Source organism: Pararobbsia silviterrae, assembly GCF_003628125.1.
Lineage (GTDB): Bacteria > Pseudomonadota > Gammaproteobacteria > Burkholderiales > Burkholderiaceae > Pararobbsia > Pararobbsia silviterrae.
The window spans coordinates 224,534-242,505 of sequence record NZ_RBZU01000002.1 but is presented as its reverse complement, the minus strand read 5'-3'; the positions used below and the strand labels follow the sequence as shown (position 1 = coordinate 242,505).

Annotated in this window: 12 protein-coding genes; 8 read left to right on the top strand and 4 right to left on the bottom strand. The window is 67.7% G+C overall.

Annotated elements, in window-relative coordinates; translation table 11 throughout:
- Positions 1-243: 243 nt before the first annotated feature.
- From D7S86_RS06455 to fhuB, 3 genes are all read left to right on the top strand, one after another.
- A complete protein-coding gene (locus D7S86_RS06455) occupies positions 244-2,439 on the top strand; it encodes a TonB-dependent siderophore receptor (protein ID WP_121085248.1) in 2,196 nt (731 codons plus the stop codon).
- A gap of 125 nt (positions 2,440-2,564) precedes the next feature.
- A complete protein-coding gene (locus tag D7S86_RS06450) occupies positions 2,565-3,731 on the top strand; it encodes an ABC transporter substrate-binding protein (RefSeq protein ID WP_121084705.1) in 1,167 nt (388 codons plus the stop codon).
- Positions 3,728-5,845: a Fe(3+)-hydroxamate ABC transporter permease FhuB gene (gene fhuB / locus D7S86_RS06445; RefSeq protein WP_240648018.1), complete on the top strand. Its 2,118-nt coding sequence runs from the start codon at positions 3,728-3,730 to the stop codon at positions 5,843-5,845. The genes D7S86_RS06450 and fhuB overlap by 4 nt, the downstream gene beginning before the upstream one ends.
- A 162-nt stretch (positions 5,846-6,007) precedes the next feature.
- On the opposite strand, the gene D7S86_RS06440 is transcribed toward fhuB, so the two are convergent.
- Positions 6,008-7,507, bottom strand: coding sequence for a sensor histidine kinase (locus tag D7S86_RS06440; protein WP_121084701.1), 1,500 nt, complete (start codon positions 7,505-7,507; stop codon positions 6,008-6,010).
- A complete protein-coding gene (locus D7S86_RS06435) occupies positions 7,504-8,301 on the bottom strand; it encodes a response regulator transcription factor (protein WP_240648044.1) in 798 nt (265 codons plus the stop codon). The genes D7S86_RS06440 and D7S86_RS06435 overlap by 4 nt, the downstream gene beginning before the upstream one ends.
- Before the next feature lie 194 nt (positions 8,302-8,495).
- Here D7S86_RS06435 and msrB point away from each other — a divergent pair, with 194 nt between their 5' ends.
- From msrB to D7S86_RS06400, 5 genes are all read left to right on the top strand, one after another.
- Entirely contained in the window at positions 8,496-9,041 is a 546-nt protein-coding gene (gene msrB, locus D7S86_RS06430; RefSeq protein ID WP_121084699.1) for a peptide-methionine (R)-S-oxide reductase MsrB, read from the top strand.
- 132 nt (positions 9,042-9,173) lie between these two features.
- Complete coding sequence (locus tag D7S86_RS06420; RefSeq protein WP_121084695.1) at positions 9,174-11,021, top strand: cytochrome c biogenesis protein DipZ; 1,848 nt, start codon at positions 9,174-9,176, stop codon at positions 11,019-11,021.
- 126 nt (positions 11,022-11,147) lie between these two features.
- Complete coding sequence (gene msrA / locus D7S86_RS06415; protein ID WP_121084693.1) at positions 11,148-11,933, top strand: peptide-methionine (S)-S-oxide reductase MsrA; 786 nt, start codon at positions 11,148-11,150, stop codon at positions 11,931-11,933.
- 307 nt (positions 11,934-12,240) lie between these two features.
- Positions 12,241-13,959, top strand: coding sequence for a SulP family inorganic anion transporter (locus D7S86_RS06405; RefSeq protein WP_121084689.1), 1,719 nt, complete (start codon positions 12,241-12,243; stop codon positions 13,957-13,959).
- A gap of 220 nt (positions 13,960-14,179) precedes the next feature.
- Positions 14,180-15,556: an MFS transporter gene (locus D7S86_RS06400; RefSeq protein ID WP_240648017.1), complete on the top strand. Its 1,377-nt coding sequence runs from the start codon at positions 14,180-14,182 to the stop codon at positions 15,554-15,556.
- A 39-nt stretch (positions 15,557-15,595) separates the two neighbouring features.
- Here the strand turns inward: D7S86_RS06400 and D7S86_RS06395 are convergent, their stop codons facing one another.
- Positions 15,596-16,681: a hypothetical protein gene (locus tag D7S86_RS06395; protein WP_121084685.1), complete on the bottom strand. Its 1,086-nt coding sequence runs from the start codon at positions 16,679-16,681 to the stop codon at positions 15,596-15,598.
- Positions 16,682-16,775: 94 nt separating this feature from the next.
- A complete protein-coding gene (locus D7S86_RS06390; RefSeq protein WP_121085247.1) occupies positions 16,776-17,786 on the bottom strand; it encodes a DMT family transporter in 1,011 nt (336 codons plus the stop codon).
- Between the last annotated feature and the right edge of the window lie 186 nt (positions 17,787-17,972).

Here is a 17,972-nt window from a genome sequence, read left to right as displayed (position 1 = left end):
TTTATGCACTTTAATTCACACCAATCATCAAAACGGACACATTTGACCGTTTGAACGCCAAGAATGTCCGGACGCCGCCCCTAGCCCGCCCGTATAGTAGCCGCTCAACGGCCGATCGAGCCGTCTCGTGTGTCCCCACGTCATTTCGCATCGCCTACCGCAACCGAATACACCACACTTTTTATCGCTTCGGTTGTTATTACGAATCATTCACATTAATATTCACGCAGGATGGAGAACCGCATGGTCACGGGGGTACGCAATTCGACGGCGATAGCCTTATCGCTTTGTTTATTCAATGGAAACGGGATCGCGCTCGCGCAATCCTCGACATCGGGCGATACGCCCGCGTCGAGCACGACACCCGCGACCGAGCAACTGCCGGCCGTCGTGGTGACCGCACCCGCGACGCAAAGCACTGACGGATACGTTGCGAACACGGCGACCACGGGCACTAAAACGGACACGCCGATCATCGAAACGCCGCAATCGATCTCGGTCGTGACCTCGTCCCAGATGCAGGCGCAAGGCGCGCAGACGGTTCCCGAAGCGCTCCGTTATACGTCGAGCGTGCTGTCCGAGCAGCGCGGCGATTCGACCGCGGGTGCGCCCTATCTCTACAGCCGCGGCTTCGCGCTCGACCAGTATCTCGACGGCACGCGCCTGCCGAGCGATTCGGGCTTCGGCTACGCGATGCCGAGCTTCGACACGTACGCGCTCGACCGCATCGACGTGATCCATGGCCCGTCGTCCGTGCTCTACGGCCAGACGAATCCGGGCGGCATCGCGAACCTCGTCAGCAAGCAGCCGACGACGACGCCCTTGCACGAAGTCTTCTTCACGACCGGCAGCCATAACCGGCTCGAAGCCGGTTTCGATTTCGGCGGTTCGCTGACCGCGGACGGCAGTCTGTCATATCGCTTGACCGCGCTCGGCCTCGACGCGACCACGCAGGTCGCGGGCGTGCGCGAAAGCCGCGTGCTCGTGGCCCCTGCGATCACGTGGAAGCCCGACGACAAGACGACGCTGACGGTCCTCGCGAAGTACCAGCGCGACCCCGACGCGGGCTATTACAACTACCTGCCCGCGATCGGCACGGTGCTGCCGAACCCGAACGGCGAGATCTCGAGCCATCTGAATCCGGGCGACACCGACTACGATCACCACACGCGCACGCAGTACTCGATCGGCTATAACCTCGAACACGTCTTCGATTCGACCTGGACCGTGCGTCAGAACGTCCGCTATACGGTCGTGCACGACGATCTCGCCAACGTCTTCCCCTGGCCGACCGGATACAGCGACGCCGACCAGACGACCGTCAATCGCTATTCGTTCACGAACGACGAAACCGCGAAGTTCTTCACGATCGACAACCAGGCCCAAGCCAAATTCACGACGGGCCCGCTCGACCACACGGCCCTCGTCGGCATCGACTTCCAGCGCGTGCTGTACAACGAAAAGGTCGGCTCGAACTTCTTCGAATCGTCGCTGAACCTGTTCAGCCCCGTCTATCTGCCGATCCAGGGCGCCACCGAAACCTCGGACGACCTGGTCCGCATGTCGCAAACCGGCGTCTATGCGCAGGACCAGATCGCATACGGCAAGTGGCGCTTCCTCGTCGGCATGCGCGAGGACTGGGCCAATGCGGACGACCAGAACCCGGTCCAGGACTACACGTACACGTATTCCGAGCGCGCGTTCACGTGGCGCACGGGCCTCGTCTATCTGTTCGACAGCGGCTTTGCGCCGTATGTGAGCTATTCGAAGTCGTTCGATCCGCAACTCGGCGTCGTCTACGGCGGCGGCTCGCTGTTGCCGACCTATGCGGAGCAATACGAAGTCGGCCTCAAGTACCAGCCGCCCGGCTATAACGCGTTCATCACGGCGGCCCTGTTCGACCTGCGCGAGCGCAACGTGGCAAGCGGCGATCCGGTCAACGAAGGCTACAGCGTCGAGATGGGACAGGTGCGCGCGCGCGGCCTCGAACTCGAAGGGCATGCGAGCCTGACGAACAATATCGATCTGACCGCCTCGTACACGTATCTGAACGACATCACGACGCAGAGCAATTTGACCGCCAGCACGATCAATGGCGAGTCGGTCTCGTTGCAGGGGCTCGAACCCTGGGGCATTCCGCGTCAATCGGCGTCCGCCTGGGCCGACTACACGTTCCACGACGCGACGCTGCACGGGCTCGGTTTCGGCGCGGGCGTGCGTTATACGGGCACGAGCTACGACGAGAGCAATACGATCAAGGTCCCGTCGCGCACGCTCATCGATGCGGCGATCCATTACGATACCGGCAAGCACTGGCTCCTCTCGCTCAACGGCAAGAACCTGTTCAACCGGACCTATGTCGCGTCGTGCGAGACGAGCGGTATCTGTAACTACGGTGACGGCATCGAGGTCCTCGCGACCGCGCGCTATCGCTGGTAAGCCTCAATCGGACCTCATGACGACAGACCCCGTCGAGCACGTACACCGCGCACCGCCTGTGTTGAATCATGCGGTGCGCGCGGACGGCGCCGGCGGGGTCCATCGCATCGAGGGTTCGCGCTGAGATGCGGCGCAGGTCGTTCGTCGCCGCGTCGCTCGCGGGATTTGCAGAGGTCTCGGGGCTGGCGGGACTTGCGGGACTGACGTTGGGGCCGCGCCTCGCGTGGGGCGATGCGTCCGTCGCGTCGAGCGGGTCCGACCGCGCGAATGCGCGGGGTGCGGACGCGCATGTCGCAGACGCGCATGTCGCGGACGCGCACCTCCCCCATCCGCCGCGCCTCGTCGTGCTCGACTGGGGACTCGTCGAAACCCTGCTCGCGATCGGCGTCGTTCCCGCCGGCGTCTCCGAGATCGACGACTACAACGCGAGCGTCGTCTCGCCCGTCGTGCCGCCCGAGGTCCCCGACGTCGGGCTGCGGCTCACACCGAGCATCGAGTTGATCGCCGAACTCGCCCCCGATCTGATCCTCATCAATTCGAGCCAGGAATCGCAACGCGATCTGCTCGAACGCATCGCGCCCGTGCGCGCTTTCGATGTCTATTCCGATGCGGGTCAGCCGTATCGCCGCTCCGAAGACGTCACGCGCGCACTCGGCGCGCTCTGTCATCGGGACGCGGCCGCGCAGGCGCTGATCGAGGGCACCCGCGCCGCCCTCGCGGCCGATCGCGCGCGCATCGCCTCGCTCGACGCGTCCGTTCGCGACCATCCGGCCTACCTGATCCGCTTTTTCGATGCGCGCCATATCGGCGTCTACGGCGCCAAGAGCCTCTTCGAAGACGTCTTCGACGCGCTCGGCGTGCGCAATGCCTGGCAAGGACCGACCGACTATTGGGGCATCGGCGTAGCCCCGCTCGAAGCGCTCGGCGCGGCGGCCACGGCGAATCTGTTCTATTTCGAACCGCTGCCGAACGGCGGCGCGCGCAAGCTCGCCGACAACCGGCTCTGGAACGCCCTGCCCGCGGTCGCGCACGCGCGCGTGCGGGCCTTGCCGCCGTTCTGGGGCTTCGGCATGCTGCCCTCGGCGCAACGGTTCAGCCGCGTGATCACCCAAGCGCTCGTCTCGCTGGCACCGGCACCGGCACCGGCACCGACACCAGCATCGACATCGACGTCTGCGTCGGACTGGGACTCGACATCGGACTCGAACGCGTCCCCTGCTGTGTCCACGATCGGCACTGCCCTCGATGACACCCGCCTGAATCGTCGGCTCACGCGCGAGGTGCGATCTTGAACCCGGTCGTTCGCACAGCCGCCGGCATGCCGCGTGCGCGTGCATCGCATATCGGCGTCCGGCCCACGCGCCGCGTGTCGATCGTCTTGCTCGCCGTCGCGGTACTCGCCGCGTGCGCGCTGTCGCTCGTCAATCTGCATGACATCGCCGCGCCGCATCTGTGGATTCGAGGCCTGTTGCATCCTGACCCGCGCGAGCTGCGCACCGTCATCATTCACGACAGCTGGATGCCGCGGATCGGCGTCGCGTGGCTCGCGGGCGCGATGCTCGGCCTCGCGGGCACGATCTTCCAGCAAGTCCTGCGCAATCCGATCGCGGAGCCGATGACGCTCGGCGTGTCCTCGGGCGCGCAACTCGCGCTGACGCTCGCGACGCTCTATGCGCCCGCGTGGCTCGCTGGCGCGACGCAGACGACCGCGCTCGCCGGCGCGGCATGCGCGGCCGTGCTCGTGTTCGGGCTCGCGTGGCGCAGCGATCTGACGCCGACGACGGTCGCCGTCGCCGGCATGGTCGTCTCGCTGTTCTGCGGCTCGGTCACCGTCGCGCTCCAGCTGATTCATGCGCCGTATCTGCGCGCCGTGTTCATCTGGGGCGGCGGCTCGCTCGTCCAGCAGGACTGGACGGTCGTCGCGGCGCTCGGACCGCAGTGCGTCGTCGGCGCGGTCCTCGCCTGGCTGCTGCTGCTGCCCATGGTCCTGCTCGGCCTCGACGATACGAACGCGCAGAATCTCGGATTCTCGGTGCGGCGCGCACGCGTCGCCTCGCTCGCGCTCGCGGTGCTGCTCGCGGGCATGGTCGTCGGCGCGGTCGGCGTGATCGGCTTCATCGGGCTCGCGGCGCCCGCGATCGCGCGCTGGACGGGCGCGCGCCGGCTCGGCGCGCGACTCGTCGCGAGCGCGCTGTGCGGCGCCGTGCTCGTGTGGCTCACCGACCAGATCGTGCAACTCGCCTCGGGCGCGCTCGGCGATCTCGTGCCGGCGGGCGCCGTCACCGCGCTGCTCGGCGCGCCGGTGATGCTGCTGACGGTCTCGCGCATGCGGCGCGAGAACGGCACGCGTCTCGCGCATGCGCTCTTCGATCCGGGCGGCCACGATACGCCGTCGGATCCGAGCGCGCGATACGCGCCGGCTCGCGTGCTGGGTCTCGCGCTCGCGCTGCTCGCGGGCGCCGTCGTCTGCGCCTTGATGCTCGGCTACACGGGACACGGCATCGTCGATGCGGCGCGCCATGCGTCCGCGCACGCGACAGTCGGACACTGGCACTGGGCGACACGCGACGGTGACGCCCGCATCGTGCTCTGGCGCGTGCCGCGCGTCGTCGGCGCGCTCGCCTCGGGCGCGATGCTCGCGATCGCGGGCGTGCTCATGCAGCGCGTGACGGCCAATCCGCTTGCGAGTCCGGAGATGCTCGGCGTATCGGGCGGCGCGGCGCTCGGCATGGTCGTGCTCATGATCTGCGCGGCCGACGCGACCGCGTCGGTACGCCTGATCGCATCGGCCGCGGGCGCCTTCGCGATCCTCGCCGCGCTCGGCTATACCGCGTCGCGCACCCGTTTCGCGCCCGAGCATGTCGTGCTCACGGGCATTTCGATCAGCGCCTTGAGTCAGGCGATCGTCGCGGTCGTCATCGCGAGCGGCGGCGAACGCGCGGTCGCCTTGCTCTCGTGGCTCTCGGGATCGACCTATTCGATCACGCGCACCGATGCGGCGACGGCCGCGTTCATCGGTGTCGCGCTCTGCGCGACGACGCCGCTGCTTCATCGGTGGCTGACGATCCTGCCGCTCGGCGACGCGCACGCGCGCGGTCTCGGCGTGAACGTCGGACGCGCGCGCCTGGCCGTCCTGTCGCTCGTCGCGCTCGCGACGGCGTCCGCGACGCTGATCGTCGGGCCCTTGTCGTTCGTCGGCCTGACCGCGCCGCATTTCGCGCGGCTCGCGGGCGCGCGGCGTCCGGTCGAACAGTTGACGCTCGCGGCGATCGCCGGCGCGATCGTCATGGTCTTCGCCGACTGGCTCGGCCGCGAATGGCTGATGCCGCGCGAACTCCCCGCGGGACTCGTCGCGACGCTGATCGGCGCACCCTATCTGATGGGCCTGCTCGCGCGACGACGCTGAGCGCCGCGCACACCCGATCGAATGCGCGCTCGGCCTTCACCGAGGCCCGCGCGCGCGATTCTCGTCACGCAAGACGTGCCGGCGCTCACGCCGCCCTCACGCCGCCCTCACCGCAAGCCGCACACGCCTCCCCCGCGCCCGCGTCACCGCGGCCGGGTCGATTCAGGCGTCGGCCGATGCGCCCGTCGTCGCCACGGGCAGACCGAAGCGGAACGTCGTCCCCGGTCCATCGCGTTCGACGAGTTCGATCTGGCTGTGATGCAGTTCGAGCATCCGGTGCACGATCAGCAGGCCGAGCCCCCCGACGCGCCGCGCACCGCCCGAACTGAACGCGCGCCGGAACAGATGGGCGCGCGCTTCGGCCGGAATGCCGGGCCCCGTATCGCTGACGGTCACCTCGACGCGCGACCCGTCGGCCGCGAGCTCGACGCTGACCTGACCGCGATCGGGCGTGTGCCGGATCGCGTTGTCGAGCAGATTGGTCAGCACGCGCTCGATCATCCCGAGATCCGCATAGACGACGGGCAGGCGCGGCGGAATCTCGGCATGCAGCCGGATCTGCCGCGCCTCGGCGGCAAGCTCGAACTTCTGAAACACGTCCTGGACGACGTCCGCGAGCGGGAACGCCTCGCGCGTCAGCGGGACGTTTTCGTGTTCGAGCCGCGCGAGTTCGAACAGCGACTGCGCGAGCCGGCCGACTTTCGCGCTCTGCGCGAGCGCGATCGACAGATAGCGGCGGCGTTCGACCGAGGGCAAGGCCTCGTCCTTCAACGACAGCGTCTCGAGATAGCCGTGCAACGAGGTCAGCGGCGTACGCAGATCGTGCGAGATCGTCGCGAAGAAATCGCGCCGCTCCTGATCCTGCCGCTTGAGTTCGCGCCACTGGAGTCCGATGCGGTCGGCCATCTGCGCAAAGGTACGTTCGAGAATCACGATTTCGTCGCGCGTCGCGCCGGGCTTCGCGGGACGGCTGCGTTCAAGCGCACCAGGCTCCGCGCCCGCGCGCAGCGACGCGTCGAAACGGCTCACGACGCCCGTGAGCCGCCGCAGCGGACGCGTGATGAGACCGAACGCGACCAGACCCGCGAGCAGCCCGAGCGACGCGACGACGGCCATCGACCAGAGCGTCGTGCGCAACACCGCGCTTTGCGCGATCTGCGAGGCGAGCGCGTCGTGCGCCTCGCCGAGCAGCACGACATAGATATACCCGGCGGGCTGCGTGCCCGTACTCGGAATCATCGCCGCGCTGAAAACCTTGCGGCCGTCGACGCTGCGCGGGTCGTCGCCGAGAATCGGCAACGCGTCGTGCGCGAGAAAACGCTCGATCGGACGCACATCCACGCGCATGCGGCGCAGATGGCCCGGCGGCGCATCGTCGGCCGCGATACGGCCGTCGGGATCGAGCAGATAAACCTCGACGCTCGGGTTCACGGCCATGAGTTGCCCGAACAAGGTGCGCAACGCATCGGGCCGCGGCCCGTTCGTATCCATCAACGCCGCGTTGCGCGCGATATGCGACGCGAGGTCGCGCGAGAGGCCCTGGATGACTTCCTTGTCGTGCAGATCGCTCGCGCGGATCTGCAGCCACGCCGACGCGCCGCAGCAGGCGAGCAGCAGCACCGAAAAAACGATCGATAGCCGGTGAGTCAGCGCGAGTTTCACGATGCGTCTCCGTTCGATGCGTCGTCCGCGCGCACCTCGGACGGTCCGGGCGGGTCAGGCGTCTCGTGCCCTTCATGCGCGCCGGGCGCCTGCTGCGCGTCGAACTTGTACCCGCGTCCCCAGACGGTCAGGATCCGCGCGGGCTCGGCGGGATCGGCTTCGATCTTGGTCCGCAGACGATTGATGTGCGTGTTGACCGTATGTTCGTAGCCTTCGTGCTGGTAGCCCCACACGGCATTGAGCAGATCCATGCGCGAGAACACCTTGCCCGGGTGGCGCGCGAAGTAATAAAGCAGATCGAATTCGCGCGGCGTGAGCTCGATGCGCGTGCCGTCGACGCGCGCCTCGCGCGCGATCGGATCGATCGACAGGCCGCCGAGCGTGAGCACGCCGGCTTCGACACGCAGATCCTTGGCCATCGCATCGACGCGCCGCAGCAGGGCCTTGACGCGCGCGACGAGTTCGAGCACCGAAAAAGGCTTGGCGAGGTAGTCGTCGGCGCCGAGTTCGAGACCGAGGATCCGGTGAACCTCGCTCGAACGCGCGCTCGTGATGATGATCGGCGTATAGCGCGTCATCGCGCGCGCGCGCCGGCAGATTTCGAGACCGTCGACGCCCGGCAGCATCAGATCGAGGATCAGCGCGTCCCAGCCGCCCTGCTCGAGCAGGCGCAGGCCTTGCGCGCCGTCGGCGCTATGGACGACCTCGTAGTGCTCGTCGCGCAGATGCAGCGCGAGTACGTTGGCGATATCGGCATCGTCTTCGACGATCAGAACGCGTTTGGCTGAATCCATATCCGTGGCAGACACTGCATCTCGAACGAGGCGTCCATTGTGCAGAAATCCGCGCGGCCGAGTTATCACAATTCATTTTACTTTTCGTGAGGACTTCGACACCGCGCGCGCCCTAAGCTGCGGTCATCGATCACCGGGCGGAATGGCTCCGAATCCCGGTTCGTGGTTCCCTGGCAGGTTTGAGGAGATGACACATGAATACGCGCAGACGACTTTTCGTGTCGGGCGGCAGCGCACTCGCGGTCGCGGCGGCCTTGACCCGGTGGCGCGCGTTCGCCGCGACGCCGGGCGACGCGGCCGCCGCCCCGCCGCCCGCGGCCGGCACCGCGTCGGGCCCGGCCGAACATTTCGAGGTCGTGCACACCGACGCCGAATGGCGCAAGCTGCTGACCCCCGCCCAGTACGACGTGCTGCGCAACGCGGGCACCGAACGCCCGTTCACGAGCCCGCTCAACGACGAGCACCGCGCGGGCGCGTTCGCGTGCGCCGCATGCGCGCTCAAGCTGTTCGACGCGCGAACCAAATTCGACAGCGGGACAGGCTGGCCGAGCTTCTATGCGCCTTTGGAACACGCCGTCGCGACCCATGCGGACCTCTCGTTCGGCATGATCCGGACCGAAGTGCACTGCCGCCGATGCGGCGGTCATCTCGGCCATCTGTTCGACGACGGCCCGAAGCCGACCGGCCTGCGCTACTGCATGAACGGCGTCGCGATGACGTTCACGCCGAGCGCGACCTGACCGTATCGGCCGGGGGGCCGTCCGGCGCGGACCGGTCCGTGCGGCCGCGCGAACCGCGTCGCCACATCGCCCGCGCCGGCTGAAACCCGCCCCTCGATCTTCGAACCCACGACTTTCCATCGAGACATCATCATGCTGCTCATCGTCCTCGCCTATCTCGGCGGCGTCCTCACGATCCTGAGCCCGTGCATCCTGCCGGTGCTGCCGTTCGTGTTCGCGCGCGCCGATCAGCCCTTCGTCCGTTCGGGCCTGCCGCTGCTCGCGGGCATGGCCGCGACGTTCGCCGTCGTCGCGACGTTCGCGGCCGTCGGCGGCGGCTGGGTCGCGCAAGCGAACCAGTACGGCCGCTGGATCGCGATCGTGCTGCTCGCGGTCTTCGGCCTGACGCTGCTGCTGCCGAAGTTCGCCGACCGGCTCATGCAACCGCTCGTCAACGCGGGCAACCGGCTGTCGAGCGCGGCCCAGCACGACGGCGCGCCGAGCATCGGCGCCTCGTTCGTGCTCGGCATCGCGACGGGCCTGCTCTGGGCGCCGTGCGCGGGCCCGATCCTCGGCCTCGTGCTCACGGGCGCGGCGCTGCACGGCGCGAACGCCGGCACGACGGTGCTGCTGCTCGCCTATGCGGCCGGCGCGGCGACCTCGCTCGCGGTCGCGCTGCTGCTCGGCGGCCGCGTATTCGCGGCCATGAAGCGCTCGCTCGGCGCGGGCGAATGGATTCGCCGCGGCATCGGCGTGGCCATGCTCGCGGGTGTCGCGGCCATTGCCCTCGGGCTCGATACGGGCGTGCTCACGCGCATCTCGACGATCGCCACGGGCGGTCTCGAACAGCGCCTCGTCGACGCGTTCTCGCCGTCGGGTTCGAACACGGGCTCGATGCAAGCCGCCAACGCCATGACGCAGACGACCGGCGGCACGATGCAGGCGAGCGGCGATGCGATGAAAGCCCAGGGCGGCGCGATGATGCGCGCCTCCGATGCGATGAAAGCGCCCGAGAAGATGGCCTTGCCGGTACTCGGTCAGTTGCCCCCGCTCGACGGCGCCGTGCAATGGCTCAATTCGCCGCCGCTGACCGACGCGTCGCTGCGCGGCAAGGTCGTCATCGTCGATTTCTGGACATACTCGTGCATCAACTGCCTGCGCTCGCTGCCCTATGTCGAAGCCTGGGCGCGCAAGTATCACGACAAGGGCCTCGTCGTGATCGGCGTGCACGCGCCCGAGTTTGCGTTCGAACGCAATATCGACAACGTCACGAAGGCCACGCGCGATCTCGGCGTCACGTATCCGGTCGCGATCGACAACGACTACGCGATCTGGCGCGCGTTCGACAACCAGTACTGGCCCGCCCACTACTTCGCCGATGCGCAGGGACGCATCCGCTACACGCACTTCGGCGAGGGCGAATACGACCAGTCCGAGCGCGTCATCCAGCAATTGCTCGTCGAAGCGGGCCACCCCGACGCGGCGAACGTGCCGCTCGGTCTGGGCGACGCGAAGGCGGCCGGCGTCCAGGCGCAAGCCGATGAAGCGGACATGCGTTCGCCCGAAACCTACGTCGGGTTCCAGCGCGCCGAAGGATTCGCGTCGCCCGGCGGCGTCGTGCAGGACCGCTCGCATGCCTATCGCGCGCCGTCCGATCCGAACGTCAATCAATGGGGGCTCGCGGGCGACTGGACCGTGCGCGCCGAAAACGCCACGCTCGCCACGCCCGACGGCCAGATCGTCTATCGCTTCCACGCACGCGACCTTCATCTCGTGCTCGGGCCCGGCGCGGACGGCAAACCCGTGCGTTTTCGCGTGACGGTCGACGGCAAGGCGCCCGGCGACGCGCACGGCACGGACATCGCGCCCGACGGCACCGGAGTCGTGACCGGCCAACGGCTCTATCAGCTCGTGCGCCAGGCCGGCGACGTCCGTGATCACACGTTTGCGATCGAGTTCCTCGATCCGGGCGTGCAGGCCTACGCGTTCACGTTCGGCTGATGCCGTCGGGCGGGGGGCCAAGGTGCGGATGGCATGCAGACCGCACCTCGCCCTCGCCCTCGCCCTCGCCCGACATCGACATCGACATCGCACGCATCGCATTCAACCTTGATTGGAGCACCGCACATGCATCCCGCTGACATCCCGCAACCGGCCGCGCCGGCACATCGCACCCCGCCCGAGACCTCGCGCGCGCGGTCGGGTCTGAAACGCGCGGCGCGCATCGGCGTGTTCGCCCTCGTCGTCGCGGGCGCGTTCGCCTGGCAACGCAGCGCGCATTCGGGCGAACGGCCCGTCACGATCCCCGCGCCCGCGCAGGACGAACACGTCATGGGCGCGCACACCGAAACGGCCGTGCTCGCGGGCGGCTGCTTCTGGGGCATGCAGGGCGTGTTCGAACATGTGCGCGGCGTCACGCAGGTCGCATCGGGCTACTCGGGCGGCGCGGCCGATACCGCGCGCTACGAGCGCGTCGAGGAAGGCGATACGGGCCACGCCGAGTCCGTGCAGATCACGTTCGACCCGGCCCAGATCAGCTACGGCCGGATCCTGCAGATCTACTTCTCGGTCGCCCACGATCCGACGGAGCTCGATTTCCAGGGCCCCGATCACGGCAAGCAATATCGATCCGCGATCTTCCCGACCACGCCCGAACAGCGCGCCATCGCGCAGGCCTATATCGCGCAGCTCGACGGCGCCCATGTGTATGCGGGCCCGGTCGTCACGCGCGTCGAGGCCTATAAGGGCTTCTATCCGGCCGAACACGACCATCAGAACTTCCTCGTCCTGCATCCCGACTACCCGTATATCGCGATCAACGACATCCCGAAGGTCGAGGCGCTCAAGACGCTGTTTCCCGCGCTGTACCGCAACGACCCCGTGCTCTACAAGACGGCGGACGCGAAGTCCTGACGCCGGGAACCGATGCCGGGGCGTCGACGCGTCGCGCCCCGCAGCGGCCCCCGCTCCTCCAAGTCCCCAAGCCCCCCCGCCCCCCATTCGCCCGATCCGCCCGCGCCGCCGTCCGGTCGGAAACCCGTCACGGCCGCGCGGCATCCCGCTCGACCGATCCATGCAGCCGGGCTCGACGTGTCGGCCCGCGCCCCATCGACGATCCCCGCGTCGATGCGCACGACCTGAACCGTGCGCGCGCTTGCCATCGGATAGCCAGTGCAGGCACGATGCGCAAACGACCTCATACACCCAGACGATATCGAGCATGGATGATCCCAAACCGCGTGCGTCGGCGCGCTTCGGTCTTTTGAAAGGTCTGCTGCCGATCCGGCGCGAGACGGCCTGGCGCGACGTCTTCGCGGGCTTGTCGCTCGCGTCGATGGATATCCCTCAAGTGCTCGGCTATGCGCGCATCGCGGGCATGCCGACGGTCACGGGCCTCTATACGGCGTTCCTGCCGCTCGTCGCCTTTTCGGTGTTCGGGGCGTCGCGCCATCTCGTCGTCGCGGCCGATTCCGCGACCGCCACGATCTTCGCGAGCCGCGTCTCGACGATGGCGCCGATGGGCAGCGCCGAATATGTGACGCTCGCCGGCACGCTTGCGCTGCTGACCGCCGCGCTGCTGCTGCTCGCACGAATCTTCAAGCTCGGCTTTCTCGCCGACTTCCTCTCGCGCACGGTCCTGCTCGGGTTTCTGGCCGGCGTCGGCGTCCAGGTCTCGATCGCGATGCTCGGCGACATGACGGGCATGACGGTCCCGTATCCGTCGTCGCGCAGCCTCGCGCAATTCGTCTACGTCGCCGGGCATCTGCCGCAGATCCACACGCCGACGATCGCGCTGACGGCGCTCGTCGTGGTCGCGATCCTCGGGCTCAAGCGCGTGTTGCCGCGCGTGCCGATTCCGTTGATCGCCGTCGTCGCGAGCATCGTCGCGAGCCGGTCGTTCGATTTCGCGGCGCACGGCATCACGGTGCTCGGCCCTGTCGCCGGGGGCTTGCCCTCGCTTCGCTTCCCGATCGTCACCTGGCAGCAGTTTCTCGACCTGTTGCCCGTCGCGGCCTCGTGCTTCGTGATGATCGTCGCGCAAAGCGCGGCGGCCACGCGCGTGTTCGCCGAGCGATACCACGAGACCGTCGACACGAACGCCGACATTCTCGGGCTCGCGGCGGCCAACGCGGTCTCGGCGTTCAGCGGGTCGTTCGTCGTCAACGGCAGTCCGACGCAGACCGCGATGGCCGATCGCGCGGGCGCGCGCAGCCAGCTCGCGCAACTCGCGTTCGCGGCCGTCGTCGTCGTCGTGCTGCTGTTTTTGAGCGCGTGGCTCCAATACCTGCCGCACTGCGTGCTCGCGGGCATCGTCTTCACGATCGCGCTCGGCCTCGTCGATATCCGGGGCCTGCGCGGCGTCTGCGCCGAAAGTCCCGGCGAGTTCACGCTCGCGCTCGTCACGGCCGCCGCCGTCGTGCTGATCGGCGTCGAGCACGGCATCCTGCTCGCCGTCGCGCTGTCCCTGTTGCGGCATGTCCGGCACAGCTACCATCCGCACACGATGGTGCTCGAACCCGCCGAACCGAACGGGCGCTGGCTGCCCGTGCCCGCGAAGCCGGGCATCATGACGGCGCCGGGCCTCATGGTCTACCGCTTCGGCGCGGACCTGTTCTTCGCGAACGATCACTTCTTCGCGCTCGAAGTCACGCGGCTCATCGACGCCGCGCCCGACGCGATCCGCTGGTTCATCGTCGACGCGGGTGCGATCACGGACCTCGATTACTCCGCATCGCGCACGCTCGGCGAGCTCATCGAAACCCTGCACGCGCGCGATATCGCGATCGTGTTCGCGCGCGTGAGCCGCTATCTGCGCGAGGACATGGACCGCCACGGGCTCACACGGATCATCGGCGAGCCGCGGATTTTCTCGACAATGCACGAGGCGCTCGCCGCCGCGGGCGTCAATGCGGCGCTCCACGAATCGAGCCTGATGTGAAGACCCGCATTCACACGCTTAATGCACGAGGCGCTCGCCGCCGCAGGCGTCAATGCGGCGCTCCATGAATCGAGCCTCATCTGACGTGCCCACATTCACGCGCTCAATATTCGACATTCCGGTTTCCGGCGGCGCAAATCCGCCATACTCGCGCGGCGGACCATAGCCGCGCGGCCGGGCCGCCCCAGGTCCGGCTTACATAATCATGACGGAGACAACGATGAGCCCCTCGCAGACGATTGACGTCGGTCGCGTGATCGACAGCGGCCGCACCAACGCGCGCCAGATGACGTTGCTGATCCTGTGCGGCCTGTGTCTCGTGCTCGACGGTTTCGACGTGCAATCGATCGGGTATGTCGCGCCCGCGCTGATCCATGCGTGGGGCGTCCCGAAAGCCGCGATGGGCCCGGTCTTCGGCGCGAGCCTGTTCGGCCTGATGGTCGGCGCGCTCGGACTCAGCCTGCTCGCCGACCGGATCGGCCGGCGCCCCGTGATCATCGGCGCGACGTTCGCGTTCGGTTGCCTGATGCTCGCGACCGCCGGCGCAACGAGCATCCAGACGCTGCTCGCGCTGCGCTTCGTCACCGGTCTCGCGCTCGGCTGCATCATGCCCAATGCGATGTCGCTCGCCGGCGAATTCAGCGCCGCGCGCTTCCGCGTCACGAGCATGATGCTCGTCTCGTGCGGCTTCACGTTCGGCGCGGCGGCCGGCGGCTTCGTGAGCGCGGCGCTGATTCCCGCGTTCGGCTGGCCGTCGGTGTTTATCGCGGGCGGCATCCTGCCGTTGTGCCTCGCGATCGCGATGGTCTTCGCGCTGCCCGAATCGATCCAGTTTCTCGTGCTCAAGCAGCGCGTGACGGGCCGCATGCGCGAGAAAGTCGTCGGCTGGCTGCGCGATTTCGACCCGTCGCTGCCGATCGACGCCGACACGCGTTTCGCGGTCGCCGAACAGGCCCACGGCGGCGTGCCGGTCGCCGCGTTGTTCTCGCGGGGCCGCGCGGCGTTCACGGTGCTGCTCTGGATCGTGAACTTCATGAACCTCATCAATCTGTACTTCCTGTCGAACTGGCTGCCGACGCTGATTCACGACGCGGGCTACGACACGCGCACCGCCGTGCTCGTCGGCACGACACTGCAAGTCGGCGGCGTGATCGGCACCGTGCTGCTCGGCCGCATGATCGAAAAGCTCGGCTTCGTGCGCGTGCTCGTCTGCTCGTTCGCGCTCGCATGCGTGTCGATCGCCTTGATCGGTCAGACCGCGCACGCCCTGTGGCTGCTCGGCGCCGTGGTCTTCGTCGCGGGCTTTTGCATCGTCGGCGGACAACCGGCCATCAACGCATTCGCGGGCATCGGCTATCCGACCGATCTGCGCGCGACGGGCATCGGCTGGAGTCTCGGCATCGGCCGCATCGGCTCGGTCGTCGGACCGGTCGTCGCGGGTCAGCTCATCGCCTGGAACTGGTCGACGCCGTCGTTGTTCTTCGCGGCCGCGGTCCCCGCGCTCGCGTCGGCCGTGCTGATGGTGCTGCTCGGCCGCGCGACGCCGCGCGCGGAGAACGCCGGCTCGATTCGCGAGGCGATGCACGCGAGTCATTGAGCACGGCGCGCGCGGCGATGCGCATCGCTACGCGCGTCGCTAGTTAGCCGGGATCGTCACGATCGGCGCCTTGGTGTCCTGCGTCGCCTCGGCAAGCGCGATGATGTTCTGCACGACCGTGAACGCGTACTTCGAATCGAAGTCCGCGCGGTCGATCCAATACCAGTTCGCGTCGTATTCGATCGCGACATACGCGCCCGACGGCGCACCCGATCCTTCGTGCACGACGACCGTCGGACGCGTTTCGCCGCCGACGAGATGCACGGTCGGCTTCGTCTCGCCGCCGGCGATCGCGTCGTCGGGCACTTCGATCTGCGCACCGAGATTCGAGAGGATGCCGAGCACCGACCGCGTGACCATCGTGATCGTCGCGCCGCGCGGCGCGCTCGCGCCCGATGCGTTGACGATCTCGTAGGTCGCGGCGGTCTCCGGCAAATGCAACAAGCGACGCACGGTATCGATGTCCTGCCGGTTCTGCGCGGGCTCCGTCGTCGTGTTCGCGCCGAGCGTCAGCGAAATATGCTGGACCTTGTCGACATCCTTGTATTCGAGCGTCAATTCGCCCGCGAGCTGCAAGCGCCGCAGCGCGCGCAACAGCTCGAAGAAGCCCGGCGATCCGTCGCTGTTCGCGCCGCCGAGCGGCGCCGCGTTCTGCAGATCGCCGATCGATTGCACGGCCACGCGCAACAGCAGATCGATCGGCATGCCGCTGTCCGCCAGCGGCAGGATCAGCGACGTCGGCAACGGCCGGATATAGGCCGTCGCATAGGCCTCGCCCGTGACGGGCGTGAACGTGAACGTCGGATGGTTCGCGTAGGAGAACGTCGCCGTGCCCTCGGCGTAATTCGGTATCGAGCCCGAGCCGAGATTCAGGATCGGACCGCCGCTTGCGTCGAAGTTATAGGCCGCGATGATCTGGCTCACGGTCACGAACGAGGGCGCATCGCCGAAGCGCAGGCCGACGACCGTCGCGAGCATTTCGCGCTTCTTCGCGTCGCCGAGCGCGCGTTCGTAGTTGACCTGATCGGCACGCAGGCGCGACGGCCCGACGGTCGAGCATCCCGTCACGAAGATCGAGCATGCGCAGACGAGCGTTGCGCGGCTTACCCAAGCGAATGAAGTCATCGGTTTGCGGAGCGTAGAGTCGAAACGTCCCGCACATCAGCAAGCCGCGTACCTCGACCTTGCTCCGCATGACCGACGTGAGGCTCCGATGCGCTCAGGCCGCGACGCGTCGTCGCGCATCGCTCTCGTCGCGCGCATCGCGTGTGCCGTTCGCGCTTACGGTTCGCTCGAAGCCGACCGCAAGCAGCGACGCGACGACGATCAGCGTGCCGCCGATCCAGCCGATGACGGACATCCGTTCGCCGAGCCACAGGCAGGCAAACAGCGCGCCGAACATCGGTTCGCTGCCCATGAGCAAGGCGACACGCGTCGGGCTGCTGCGGCTGACCGCGTAGTTCTGGACGAAGAACGCGAAGACGGTACATCCGACGACGAGATACGCGATGCTGCCCCAGAACGCCCCATGTCCGGTCCATCCGGGCAATGGCGGCCAGTGACCATGACCATGACCATGACCACTACCGTGCGCGAGCGCGAGTCCGAGCACGATGCAGCCGAGCGACACGATGCAGGCCTGCGCGGCGGTCAGCGTCAACGGCGGGACCGCGTTCGCCTTCATGACCCGTTTCGACGCGCACGCGCTCAAGGCGCGCAACGCGGCCGCGAGCACCATCAGCCCGTCGCCGGGCGTGAACGCGAAGCCGCCGCCAAGCAGTAACGCACCGAACAGCGAAAGGCCCGCGGCGATCCATTCGATCGGTCGCGGCGCGCGCTTGAGCCACGCCCATTCGATCAAAGGTGTCAGGACCACGCACAGACTGATCAGGAACGCGGCGTTCGACGCATGCGTCAGCGAGACGCCGAACGTCTCCGCGAGAAAAATGCCGAGCATCAACAGACTCGCGCCGACGACGCGCGCAATCGCGGCGCGCGGCAAGGACACGAGCACGCGCAAAGCGGGCGACAGCACGACGCACGTGATGCCGAAGCGCAACGCGAGCAGGCCGAGCACCGGATAGATCAGGAGCGCGCCTTTGACGACGCCGTAACTCGTGCCCCAGATCAGCGCGACGGTCACGAGCAGCGCATCGATCAGGCGGGAGTGGGCGGCGACTCGGGCGCCGGCGCGCGAGGCGCGGCGGGACACAGCGAACACGGTATGCATGGGCGAGCGACCTTGGCGATAGGTCGACATTGTCCGGCCTCGCATCCGGCGCGATAATACGGCCCATCCGAATATCATTGATGCTTGAAATGCACAGATACACGGTGACGGAACGACGCGGCGGCCCGCCGGAATGCCTGGACTCGCCGTCCGGATTCAATGCAGTGGCTCGATGCAGTGGTCTGA

What these genes read in the sequence shown, in the direction of transcription:
- D7S86_RS06455 (WP_121085248.1), top strand. Translation starts at nt 244, where the DNA reads ATGGTCACGGGGGTACGCAATTCGACGGCGATAGCCTTATCGCTTTGT.
- D7S86_RS06450 (WP_121084705.1), top strand. Translation starts at nt 2,565, where the DNA reads ATGCGGCGCAGGTCGTTCGTCGCCGCGTCGCTCGCGGGATTTGCAGAG.
- D7S86_RS06435 (WP_240648044.1), bottom strand. Translation starts at nt 8,301, where the DNA reads ATGGATTCAGCCAAACGCGTTCTGATCGTCGAAGACGATGCCGATATC.
- msrB (WP_121084699.1), top strand. Translation starts at nt 8,496, where the DNA reads ATGAATACGCGCAGACGACTTTTCGTGTCGGGCGGCAGCGCACTCGCG.
- D7S86_RS06420 (WP_121084695.1), top strand. Translation starts at nt 9,174, where the DNA reads ATGCTGCTCATCGTCCTCGCCTATCTCGGCGGCGTCCTCACGATCCTG.
- msrA (WP_121084693.1), top strand. Translation starts at nt 11,148, where the DNA reads ATGCATCCCGCTGACATCCCGCAACCGGCCGCGCCGGCACATCGCACC.
- D7S86_RS06405 (WP_121084689.1), top strand. Translation starts at nt 12,241, where the DNA reads ATGGATGATCCCAAACCGCGTGCGTCGGCGCGCTTCGGTCTTTTGAAA.
- D7S86_RS06400 (WP_240648017.1), top strand. Translation starts at nt 14,180, where the DNA reads ATGAGCCCCTCGCAGACGATTGACGTCGGTCGCGTGATCGACAGCGGC.
- D7S86_RS06395 (WP_121084685.1), bottom strand. Translation starts at nt 16,681, where the DNA reads ATGACTTCATTCGCTTGGGTAAGCCGCGCAACGCTCGTCTGCGCATGC.
- D7S86_RS06390 (WP_121085247.1), bottom strand. Translation starts at nt 17,786, where the DNA reads ATGCATACCGTGTTCGCTGTGTCCCGCCGCGCCTCGCGCGCCGGCGCC.